The sequence below is a fragment of the Lishizhenia sp. genome (assembly GCF_057456495.1).
Map to the genome: position 1 here is coordinate 1 of NZ_JBVCPV010000097.1, position 11,050 is coordinate 11,050.

General features: G+C 37.1%; 14 protein-coding genes and 1 pseudogene. 8 read left to right on the forward strand and 7 right to left on the reverse strand.

The genetic code is table 11. The features are described 5' to 3' along the window. The 6 genes and pseudogenes from AC22ZQ_RS08330 to AC22ZQ_RS08355 all read left to right on the forward strand — a co-directional run. Positions 1-129: pseudogene (locus AC22ZQ_RS08330) on the forward strand (TerC family protein); the annotation flags it as partial. Between the two features lie 2 nt (positions 130-131). After that, positions 132-710, forward strand: coding sequence for a hypothetical protein (locus tag AC22ZQ_RS08335; RefSeq protein WP_318958321.1), 579 nt, complete (start codon positions 132-134; stop codon positions 708-710). Then, positions 707-973, forward strand: a complete 267-nt coding sequence (locus AC22ZQ_RS08340; RefSeq protein ID WP_318958322.1) for a DUF493 family protein — start codon at positions 707-709, stop codon at positions 971-973. The genes AC22ZQ_RS08335 and AC22ZQ_RS08340 overlap by 4 nt, the downstream gene beginning before the upstream one ends. An 8-nt stretch (positions 974-981) precedes the next feature. Then, on the forward strand, positions 982-1,374 hold the full coding sequence (locus AC22ZQ_RS08345; protein WP_318958323.1) for a hypothetical protein: 393 nt from the start codon (positions 982-984) through the stop codon (positions 1,372-1,374). A 21-nt stretch (positions 1,375-1,395) separates the two neighbouring features. After that, on the forward strand, positions 1,396-2,010 hold the full coding sequence (locus AC22ZQ_RS08350) for a hypothetical protein (RefSeq protein ID WP_318958324.1): 615 nt from the start codon (positions 1,396-1,398) through the stop codon (positions 2,008-2,010). Between the two features lie 3 nt (positions 2,011-2,013). Then, positions 2,014-2,442 (forward strand): hypothetical protein, encoded by a 429-nt coding sequence (locus tag AC22ZQ_RS08355; protein ID WP_318958325.1) that lies wholly within the window; start codon positions 2,014-2,016, stop codon positions 2,440-2,442. Here the strand turns inward: AC22ZQ_RS08355 and AC22ZQ_RS08360 are convergent. Beyond that, positions 2,429-3,316 (reverse strand): RluA family pseudouridine synthase, encoded by an 888-nt coding sequence (locus tag AC22ZQ_RS08360; RefSeq protein WP_318958326.1) that lies wholly within the window; start codon positions 3,314-3,316, stop codon positions 2,429-2,431. The genes AC22ZQ_RS08355 and AC22ZQ_RS08360 overlap by 14 nt on opposite strands. Before the next feature lie 150 nt (positions 3,317-3,466). Here AC22ZQ_RS08360 and AC22ZQ_RS08365 point away from each other — a divergent pair, with 150 nt between their 5' ends. Both AC22ZQ_RS08365 and AC22ZQ_RS08370 read left to right on the forward strand, forming a co-directional pair. Further along, complete coding sequence (locus AC22ZQ_RS08365) at positions 3,467-3,922, forward strand: 3-oxoacyl-ACP synthase (RefSeq protein WP_318958327.1); 456 nt, start codon at positions 3,467-3,469, stop codon at positions 3,920-3,922. A 1-nt stretch (position 3,923) separates the two neighbouring features. Further along, positions 3,924-5,174 carry a DUF2130 domain-containing protein gene (locus AC22ZQ_RS08370; RefSeq protein WP_318958328.1) on the forward strand — a complete coding sequence of 417 codons (1,251 nt, stop codon included), beginning with the start codon at positions 3,924-3,926 and terminating at the stop codon, positions 5,172-5,174. On the opposite strand, the gene AC22ZQ_RS08375 is transcribed toward AC22ZQ_RS08370, so the two are convergent. From AC22ZQ_RS08375 to AC22ZQ_RS08400, 6 genes are all read right to left on the reverse strand, one after another. Beyond that, positions 5,171-6,160 (reverse strand): hypothetical protein, encoded by a 990-nt coding sequence (locus tag AC22ZQ_RS08375; protein ID WP_318958329.1) that lies wholly within the window; start codon positions 6,158-6,160, stop codon positions 5,171-5,173. The two genes, AC22ZQ_RS08370 and AC22ZQ_RS08375, sit on opposite strands and share 4 nt — an antisense overlap. Positions 6,161-6,169: 9 nt before the next feature. Then, positions 6,170-6,832 carry a DUF4159 domain-containing protein gene (locus tag AC22ZQ_RS08380; RefSeq protein ID WP_318958334.1) on the reverse strand — a complete coding sequence of 221 codons (663 nt, stop codon included), beginning with the start codon at positions 6,830-6,832 and terminating at the stop codon, positions 6,170-6,172. Positions 6,833-6,875: 43 nt separating this feature from the next. After that, a complete protein-coding gene (locus AC22ZQ_RS08385) occupies positions 6,876-7,580 on the reverse strand; it encodes an RsmE family RNA methyltransferase (RefSeq protein ID WP_318958330.1) in 705 nt (234 codons plus the stop codon). Then, positions 7,580-8,578, reverse strand: coding sequence for a DNA polymerase III subunit delta (gene holA / locus AC22ZQ_RS08390; protein WP_318958331.1), 999 nt, complete (start codon positions 8,576-8,578; stop codon positions 7,580-7,582). The genes AC22ZQ_RS08385 and holA overlap by 1 nt, the downstream gene beginning before the upstream one ends. A 5-nt stretch (positions 8,579-8,583) precedes the next feature. Further along, complete coding sequence (locus AC22ZQ_RS08395) at positions 8,584-9,669, reverse strand: M42 family metallopeptidase (protein ID WP_318958332.1); 1,086 nt, start codon at positions 9,667-9,669, stop codon at positions 8,584-8,586. 324 nt (positions 9,670-9,993) lie between these two features. Continuing rightward, on the reverse strand, positions 9,994-11,050 hold a 1,057-nt coding region (locus AC22ZQ_RS08400), incomplete at its 5' end, for a GIY-YIG nuclease family protein (protein ID WP_318958333.1).

Genomic DNA, 11,050 nt, shown 5'->3' on the forward strand with positions numbered 1-11,050 from the left:
CACCTTTCTAATGCAGTTGTTTTCAATCAACATATAGGTGCTGTTCCTAAAGGATACTTATACTTTGCTATTGTATTTGCTTTGGCAGTAGAGTTTCTAAATATGAAAATGCGCAAAAACAAAAATTAGTAGTGGATATCCAAGAAGCTCAAATTTATTTTCCGCTCTCAGCAGAAGAGGATGCACGTGATAAATGGGAAGAAATGTTGTTTGAACACAAACAGTTTTTTCTTACTCGACCTGCAATTCCAAAGGTTTTCAGAAGTAAACTCAAGAAAATTCAACAACAGTATGCTGCTTTTGAATGCATTACTGAGGATAGTTTTGAGCCTGAATCCATCACGTATGATGATTTTCCACTTTCGAATAAGGTAATGGAATGCTTTCAACAAATGTTTTACTACCGAGGACGATTTAAACAGGATGTACTGCGTTGTAAGCAAAGTGAGGACATTCATAAGGTTGTGAATCAATGGTTGAACGTAGAATTGGCACACGCCGAAAAATGGTCTTTCGACTATCCAGAAGATCTAGAAAAACCAATTGTTTCCAAAGCGCCAGATCCCATGTTAATTATGGGAGCAATACGCCAATGGGATGAGAATGAGGGGAAGTCGTTTAGCTTACTAAAAAAGGACTTCGATGTACTGCCCAAAGCCTTGAAAGATGAGTTGAAAAGGTTATCTTTGCTCCTTAAATTAAACGGATGAAAGACGTATTTGATGGATTAAGGGAGAAGTTGCAAGACCAGGAATGGCCAGCAGTTTACTTTTTTAAGTTTGTTTGTCCTAACAACAATGAAACTGTAGCCAAAGTAGTGGCTCATTTCAACGTAGAATCAGAAATAGAATATCATAATTCACGTACAGGCAAGTATGTATCTGTAAGTGTTAAAGAACTAATGTTGGATGTAGATTCCATCATTGATATATACCAAAAAGTAGCAACGATTAAAGGAGTAATAGCACTATGATGTATTTAATGAAAGTAGACCTCCAGAACATGGCGGTTAAGGGACTGTGGATCACCTTTGGAGTTTTGGTGTTTATTATCGTTTACCGTTTGGTACTGCGTTATATGAAAAGAGATATAGCGGATTTAAGCTCTTTCATTGTTTTGCATCCCCTGGAGGTTAATCCTGCAAGAGGAGAGGTGGAGTTTTACTTTACCATGGAGGAAGATCAAGAAGTGAATTTTTCTGTTTTTGATAAGGAAGGTAAATTGGTTAAAGAATTTTTCAATGAAATGAGAAAAGCTGGACCACACATTATTGCATTTGATACTACAACAGTTGCTGATGGAAAGTATTCTTTCAATGTGAAAACCGATAAGCAACACACCATGAAGTTTTTTGAGATTCAAAATAATTTCTAACTTTAGAAGAAAGGAATTTTCATGAAAAAGTTATTGCTCGTCCTCACAGTGTTTATGATTTCTGTCTCAGGGTTGAAAGCACAAGAGTTTGACGGTGGACCACATTCTTTTCAGGCCGGTATATCGTTTCCAAACGCACTATCAAATTTTGCCTTTCGAGAAATTATGCAAGGACTTATTTGTTTGGACGCTGGATATCAATACTCACTCAAAAATAATGTCTATTTCGGAGGCGGACTTCGCTATCAATTCTTTACGATTAACGAATTTAAGACGCCCAATAATTTAGATGGAGGTCTACACATTGGTGGAGCTTATTTTAAATTGGGTTACGAGAAATACTACGGAAGATTAGGTGTAGATTATGGTTTGAAAACAGCCTATAATGTCAATCGTCTAGCAAGTACAGCTTCCAATTATACTTTTGATGCTATCGCATTTGAACCAACTTTTGGTTTGAGTTTAACGACAACACCAACATCAAGCTACCGTTTGGTATTGTCATATGTAAATTATGGATTTGCCTTTAAACCGCATATGCTCAACCAAGAAGAATTGGCGGGTAGAAAGGCGGAAGACCTAAGAAGAGGTTCTTCTGCATTTACTATAGGTTTTGGTTATTCACTTTATTTTTAAATTATGAGATCTATATTCTTATTAACGATAAGTCTGCTTGTAATGGCCTGTGGCAACTCTAAAAATGCAGCAGAAAGCACAGCAACACCCAAAGCCGTTTTAGGTGAAATTGATTTCAATGCACCAACTGCACAAATTAATAGTGTTCGTATAGAAGGTAACCTAATGTTTTTAGATGTAAGCTATTCTGGTGGATGCGAAGAACAAGGCTTTAGTTTAGTGGGAAGCAATATGATCATGAAATCCTTACCCCCAAAACGTGGAATTCGTTTACAAAGAGACCCAAAAGGTGATGTTTGTAGAGAGTTAGTTTCTAAATCTTTGGTTTTCGATATTTCTGATTTGGCCTACACACAAGAAGTAGGAAGTGAAATCATTTTAATGTTAGAAGGTTACAGAGAAGATATTAAATACACTTTTATGCAAGAGTAGCATTTCGCGCTTCTCTCGCTAAATAGCTGTCAAACTTTTTAGGATGTTCAACCGAGAGCTTTAATTCTTCTTGTGTAATTGGATGTGTAAAGGTCAAAGCAATTGCGCTTAGAAAAAGTCCTTTATGCCCAATTGTATTTCCTGGAATTCCATATAATTTATCCCCCGCAATAGGATGTCCCAACCGCGCTAAATGTATGCGTAATTGATGCGTTCTTCCCGTTAATGGAGAGAGCTCCATTAAGCTTAAATGTCCATTGTATTTTGAAGGAGTGATAGACAAAGTCTTAATTTCACTTGCGGCAGATTTACCCTCAATCGCCGTATTTAAAATTCCTGTGATCTTTAAATATCCTTGAACCACGGCATGGTAGTGTTTTTGAATCTTCTTATGTGCCAACATATCACCTAAGGCTATTCTTGAGGAATAAGTTTTAGCGATAATGAGTAGGCCAGAAGTTGGTGCATCGAGCCTATGAATGGGTAAGGGCCAAGCTAAGGCATCTTCTTGTTGTGATGGTTTTAGATTGTGAGGTAGGGCGTTGTGTATGGTTTTATATAAATTTCCTGAAACAGGATATCCTGCTGGTTTATTGATAACTGCCAGGTATTCATCCTCATAAACGATCTCTAATTCTAAGGGGAAAATCTTTGGAGGAACCACAGTGTCTTCCAGGAGTTCAAACACATCTCCTTGTTGCACAAAAGTTCCGGAAAGCGCTATACTTTTATTGTGTAGCAGCAAGTGTTTCTTTAATGCTTTTTTTACTGCTTTTCGAGATTGTAATTGCGGAAATCTATCTACAAGATAATCAGAAACGCGTACGTCTTTGGGATTGTCTACTACAGTATATGTTGCCAAGATTATTTCCATGGGTCTCAAATGTACACAATTTCACAAGCTAATGTTTTAAGAGTGGGCTACTGGGGTTTGAAAAAAATCATCTTTGCTAAATATGGCGCTTTTATTTCCTGTGAAAAACGCTTATTTCTTTTAAACTTGTATTTTTAAATAAAGGCGAAGGTGGATACATTAGAATTAAAGAAAGCGTTACAAGGTAAAATGTTAGAAACTGTTGAGGAACAGTTAAAAAGCGCATTAGAACGCATGGATGAAGCCTTGGAAGCTGTTCAAAGTGAAACCAAAAGTACAGCTGGAGATAAGCACGAAACGGGAAGGGCCATGGCACAACTCGAACAGGAGAAAGCTGGAAAAATAATTCAGGCCACCAAACAAAATAAAAACAGAGTTCAAAGTTTACCCTTAGAAAAAATGGAAACCGTGAGTTTGGGTGCCGTTGTGGAAACCAATAAGGGAGCTTTTTATATTTCTTTGGCAATGGGGAAGGTAGTACTGGAAGGAAAGACCTATTTTGCCGTGTCACCAACCGCGCCTATCGTTCAAGCAATGTTAGGGATGAAAGTTGGAGATGAATTTGTTTTTAATGGAATGAAGCAGAACATAGAAAAGATATTTTAAGATGAACGATCAAATTACCTGTCCAAATTGTGGAACCTCGTTCCATGCAGAACAAGCTTTAACTTTAGAGATTGAAGAAAAGTTGAGAAAGGAGCTCAAGGAAAAGAACAATGAGGTTGCTCAAAAAATCAAAGCTCGTGAAGAAGCCTTGTTAAAACAACAACAAGAAATCAAAGAGCAAGAGCAAAAGTTAGAGGACTTTAAAAAGAAGGAGAAAGAATATCAACAAAAACGTGTCGCTGAATTACTGGAACAAGAGAAGAAGAAAATTGAGGCGACTTTGAGTGCAGAAATTTCTTCTAAAAGTGCCAAGGAATTAGAGTTGATTAAAGAAAAGCTCAGTAAAAAGGATGAGGAATTATTGGCCGCTCAGAAAAAGGAATTAGAACTTAAAATTCAAAAACAAGAGATAGAAGAACAAAAGAAGCGTTTGGATCTTGAGGTGCAACAAAAGATTTTGGATTCTAGAAAAAAGATAGAAGAGGAAATTGCTCAACGTAAAGATGAGGAAAATGCTTTGAAGATAAAGGAGTACAAAAAGCAAATGGAAGACCAAGCTAAGCTCATTGAAGAAATGAAGCGAAAGGCTCAACAAGGGTCTATGCAGTTGCAAGGTGAGGTACAAGAACTAGAAATAGAAGAACAACTCGCCGCTGCCTTTCCTTTTGATGTTATTACAGAAGTGAGTAAAGGAATAAAGGGAGCAGATTGTATCCAGGAAGTACGCGACACCCAGGGTAAAAGCGCGGGTAAGATTGTTTATGAAAGTAAGCGAACTAAAAACTGGGCCAATGATTGGGTAGATAAGTTAAAGTTAGATCAGCGTAATGAAGGAGCAGAAGTAGCTATATTAATTACCCAAGTAATGCCAAAGGATATGACACAGTTCGGTTTCTATAACGGAATCTGGGTATGTCAGTTCCATGAGTTTAAAGCCTTAGCTGCTGTAATTCGTGATGGCTTATTGAAAACCTCTTTGGTGAAAGCTTCTCAAGAAAATCAAGGAGATAAGATGAACTTGCTCTACAACTACATGATTTCGCCAGAATTCAAGCATCAAATTGAGGCAATTGTAGAAGGTTTTAGCGCTATGAAAAGTGAATTAGACAGAGAAAAACGTGCAATGCAACGTATCTGGAAGGAACGTGAAAAACAAATCGATAAAGTAGTAAACTCTACAATCGAGATGTATGGGTCTGTAAAGGGTATTGCCGGTGGGGCAGTACAAGAAATTAAAGGTTTGGAGCTTTAGCGTTTGGTGCGCACAAAGAGAATTACCCCTAAAAGAATTACAAACATACCGATAAGAATGATCAACTGCCCATTGAATTGGGGGAGGAGGTCATTCTTTTCTTTTTTAGGAACTTTAATAACAGGTGTTTTAACACTATCCTTTTCTATTTTCTTCTCCTTCAATAACTCATAGTTAAACCTACCTGGTTGAATTTTTCCGAATACTTTTCTAAAACTAGGAAGGATGAATTTTTTCTCATCCATGGTACTTTTTACTTCCTTAATTTTTGATGAAACTGATTTGTTTCGGTTGTAGTAATATCTACTCAAAGAATAAGCGATGTAAGCGTTGCTTTCTGTGAAATTATCTAAAAGGAAATCACCAAATTCTTCATAGGCTTCAGATACAATTTCATTGCTTTGTCGGTTTAAATGCGTAACAAATAATCGCAGGGCTTTGTCCATATCATGAGCGATTGCAATGTTCTCGGCACGCGTCCTCTTCTCCTTTTTTAGACGAATGATTTCAGGAAACAACTTACTGCTGTTACTGTTCCAAATGCCTTGTTTCAACAAGAGCATCGCTCGAGCTACGTCTAAGCGATAGCTAAGTACACGATTGTAGCCTTCACCCTTTTCAAACAGAATGGATTTGTGTAAGGCTTCATAAGCTTCAGTTCTTAGAAAGCTTTCTTGAAAGAGATGCATTTTTTCAATATCGTGAATCGTATCATACTCCGTTCTTAGAATAAAATTGAGCGATAGCTCATACTTGTGTAATAATACGAGTTGAATTCCATAAATCAAGCTGTCTTGACCGGTCCATTCATCTTGTGATTTGTTTGCTAAACTTCTAATTTCCGCATCTAACTTTTCTGAGATGTGAATGTTTCGCTCAAAAGGTTCAAAATGAAAATCAGGTGTTTTTTGTTCTCTAGAAAACTCAAACGCTAATACAGGTAGAGTAAGAAGTATGAATATATATGTCGTAAATAATTTGCTCATTCTATTTTCTTAATCGTCTAAACCGCCATTGAGAAAGGCGTATTGCAAAATGTTAGCCCCCATCTTAAGGGCTTCGTTTCTTTTATCTTCGCTATCGTTATGTACACTTTGGTCTTCCCAACCGTCACCAAGATCCGTTTCGTAAGTGTAAAGACACACAATTCTTCCTTCTACGATAATGGCAAATGCCTGGGCTCTTTTACCATCGTGTTCATGGATTTTTGGTAAACCGTCGAAGGTGTATTTCTGGTTAAATATAGCGTGGTCGTTAGGGAGTTCAACCAAAGCATTGTTGGGAAATACCTTTTGTATTTCTAGGCGAATGAATTTATCCATTCCATAGTTATCATCAATATGTAAGAAGCCACCTCCCATAAGGTAGTTACGTAAATTTTCAGCTTCGGCCGTTGAGAATACAACATTCCCGTGTCCTGTCATGTTAATGTAAGGATAGTTAAAAATGTCTGTGGATCCGACTTCAACATAGGGGACTTCTTCTGAAATATTAGTACCCAATTCTTGATTGCAAAATTTAATCAGATTGGGAACAGCGGTTGGATTTGCATAGTAATCTCCACCTCCGTTGTATTTCAATACAGCTAATTGATAGCTGGCAGTTTCTGATGCACTAGTGAGTGCAATAAGAACTAGGAATAATGCAAGGTGTTTGATGATTTTCATGCCGTTTCTATTTCTTCTAATGTAAGGAGATAATTTAAGAATTCATATCTAACCAAAGTCGAGCAACAGTTACCGCGTAAATACCAGCTGTTTCTGTTCTTAACCTATTTTCACCCAAGGCAATTGGTGTGTAACCATTTTCTTTTGCTAAGCTTAATTCGGCTTCAGAAAAATCTCCTTCTGGACCTATTATGATAGGACATCCTTGTGCTTTAAAAGAAGTGAATATATTGGTTTTAGTGTCCTCGTAACAATGTGCTATTAAGCCGTTGGGATGAGCAGTAATAAAGTCCTTACTTTTCACTAAATCTTCTAGAATTGGAAGGTGAACACGCTTGGATTGTTTCATGGCACTTACCAAAATTTTCTCGAAACGTTCTAGCTTTACTTTAGTGCGTTCTGCATTATCGGTAAGTAACAAACTAATTTTACTCACGCCAATTTCTGTGGCTTTCTCTAAGAAGTATTCTATTCTGTCGTTATTCTTGGTAGGAGCAATAGCAATGTGAATTTCCTCTTTAGGAGCTTCGTGTTCTTCTAAATGAAGTACTTCAACACGCGTTGCTTTAGGATTGTTATCGCTTATTGCCGCAACAGCCACTAATCCTTTACCATTGAGCAATTGTATTTCATCACCGTTTTTCATGCGAAGTACGCGTGAAATATGCTTGGATTCCTCAACGGGTAAAGTGAAGGTCTTATTTTCTTTCGTTAATTCTGGAAGATAAAACTGTCTCATTAGTGCAAGAGTCTGTAAATTAATTCTTTGTATAATTCTCCATCTGTGGCCTGACCACGATTAATTCCTTTGAACTTTAAGTCAAATTCTTGAAGTATAGCAATGTTTTTAGCGGTTTTCTTTACGGGGAATATCTTTGTTGCTTGGCGCGTTTTTCGAACAATGAAAGGGTTCATTTTTAAACCTGTCGCAATTTCTTGATCTGTATTGTTCTTGGAGAAGTGCATGTACATCAACTGTTTGAACAATTCAAACAAAGTGCTCACGACAACAACTCCTGCTGTAGCTTTAGGGTTTTGATCAAAGTATTTAACGATCTCCAAGGCTTTTTTGACTTGTCGCTCTTGAACGGCACTTTTTAATTCCCACACATTGTAATCTTTCGAAATACCAATGTTTTCTTCAATGTGAATGTCAGAAATCTGCGTTCCTTTCTCAAGAACTATAGACAGTTTATCAAACTCTTTGGTGATTTTGGATAAATCATTTCCCGTAGCGTTGGCCAAAAGGTTTAACGCCTTGTCTGTAATGCTAAACCCTTCTTTTTTAACAAAGTCTTGAATCCAAGCATTGAGGTTCCAATCCTTCACTTTTTCACTTAAGAAAACGACACCTTTTTTGCTGGCTTCCTTTAGGAATTTCTTTCGACCATCTACCTTTTTGTATTTGTGAGCAATCACAAAAACGGTAGTCGGTACAGGGTTCTGCATGTATGCGTCTACCATTTCCCAGTTTTTCATATCCTGGGCTTCCTTCAAAACTACAAGTTGACGTTCAGCCATCATTGGGAATTGTTTGGCTTGAGAAACCAGTGCTACCGGATCACAATCCTTCCCGTATAAAATAGTTTGGTTGAAATCTCTTTCACTTTCATCCAAGGCATTTTCTATGATGGATTGGGTTATTAAGTCTATAAAATAAGGTTCTTCCCCATGTAAAACATACACAGGTGCAAAGTCTTTTTGCTTTACCTTTTTTATGATTTCAACTTCACTCATTGAGCTTATTTAAGGTATCTAAAGTCTTGTCCGCTTTTCAAATTCTTCACCGCTTCTAGGATCAAACGAATGGTGTTTTCTACATCATCCTTATGACACATTTCCACTGTGGTGTGCATATAGCGCAATGGCAAAGAAATTAATGAACTTGGCACTCCTTCGTTACTGTAAGCAAAGGCATCTGTATCTGTACCTGTTGCTCTTGATGCCGCAGCACGTTGGAATGGAATTTTATTTTTGTTGGCCGATTCGATGATGTGTTTCAAAAGGTTGTTTTGTACGGCAGGACCATAGGTTAAAACTGGACCTTTACCTCCAGCTTGGTCACCGTGTACCTTTTTGTCTATCATTGGGGTTTGTGTATCATGACAAACATCTGTAATGATGGCAACATCCGGCTTTATTTTATGCGCAATCATTTGTGCTCCACGTAAACCTACTTCTTCCTGAACAGCATTTACGATGTACAATCCGAAATCTAATTTGTGCTTTTCTTCTTTCAATAAACGCGCAACTTCAGCAATCATGAAACCACCAATTCTATTGTCCAAAGCTCTACCCACAAATTTCTTCTCATTCAAGATTGTAAATTCATCATCAAAAGTTACTACACATCCAACATGAACGCCCATAGCTTCAACTTCCTCTGCTGTATCACATCCACAATCTAAGGTGATGTTTTTCATAGAAGGTGTTACTTCTTTTTCATGACGCGTGTGAATGGCAGGCCATCCAAAAACAGCTTTTACAATTCCTTTGTCTGTATGTATGTTTACTCTTTTTGATGGAGCGATGATATGGTCAGAACCACCATTTCTTCTCAAGTAGATAAATCCATCCTTAGTGATGTAATGCACAAACCAAGAAATTTCATCAGCGTGCGCTTCAATTACAACTTTGTATTTAGCTTCAGGGTTGATAACCCCAACTACAGTTCCGTAGTTATCTGTAAAGTATTCGTCTATGTATGGCTTAATGTAGCTCAACCAAAGTTTTTGTCCTTCAGCTTCAAAGCCAGTTGGTGATGTATTGTTTAAATATTTGGTTAAAAAATCAAGTGATTTTTTCGTGATGATATCTTTTTTTGCCATAATGTTTTGCTTTCGATCTGTTGTAATTTTTGCAATAGGTAAAAATAGTTTTTTCTGTAGATTTTGAGGTGGAAAGGAGATGATTTCTGTATAGAAGAATGAAAAAAATGGTAACGAAGTAACATCCCCACATTAAAAAGAAAAATATCCATAAAAAATATCCTTTAAACACAAGATTTGACGCAAAAAGACGTTAGAATTTGTAGAACAACAAATGACAACGTAACATGATAATTTTCTTGGCTTTTTTGGTGATGGTGATGGTGATTTCTGGGGTGGTAAAATATGTAGAGAAACTACAAGAAGCTAAGGAGAATTAACCCCTTAGAACTGTCTAATATTCAGATCTTTATTTTTACGGAGATAATACCTAATTATCGTACGGGCATCTCTGTCTTCGTGTTGATGCTCAATGGCTTCTTTCCAAACTTCAATGCTTTTATTCATATGAAAAAAGGGAAGGTAACCATAGCCTACATAAATTCCATTTTCTATTAAAACAATACTGTTTTCTCCTTTTTTTCGTCCTTTTTCGATGATGAAGAAATTCTCATTGTCAAAAGCCATAGAATCAATAAAACTATTCACTCTAGCATTATAGGTAAGGGTAGGTTCCTTTTGTATACACGCACCAAAACATTGCTTGGTATGATAACTGAAGCAAGCGTGTTGAGTAGGGTAGATGCCTAGTAATTTTTGACACAAGACATGTTTCCCAGCTATATCTTCCAAAAACTTTTTACTGTCTGCCTTTGAGGTGAAAGTAGTGATAGGAGGATCTGTATTCTTGTTTAAGGTATCTACATACAGGTTGATGTAGCCGCCATTATCTGTGTATGAAAACAAACCGTGTGAAAAGTTCGATCTTCTCAACGCACGGTTGTAAATTGGTTTGTATTGCTTGATTAACGCAGATTCGTAAAGCAAGGAAATCATTTCTGATCCTGTGAGCTCATATTCAATACGTGCAATATTCTCACGCATTTCTATCGCACGCTTGGTTTTACTGTTTTTTAAGTGTTGCTTGATACGTGTTAAGATGTGCTTGCTCTTTCCAATGTATATCAACCTATTGGTTTCGTCGTAAAACCTGTATACACCCGTTTTGTTGGGTATATCTTCGAGTTGACTCAAATCTAAATTAGGGTGGAGGATGGAAGGATTAATTTCTGAAGTAATAAATGTGTTGAGGTCATTACTATCTTTTTCAAAAAGTATTTTGAATAACTCAACTGTAGCCATAGCATCTCCAGCAGCCCTGTGTCTACCCACCAGTTCTATACCTAAATCATTGGTTAGTTTACCCAAACTGTACGAGTCATGTCCTGGAAGCAAGATGCGCGAAGCCCTTACTGTACACATGTGTGGATAACGAAAATCG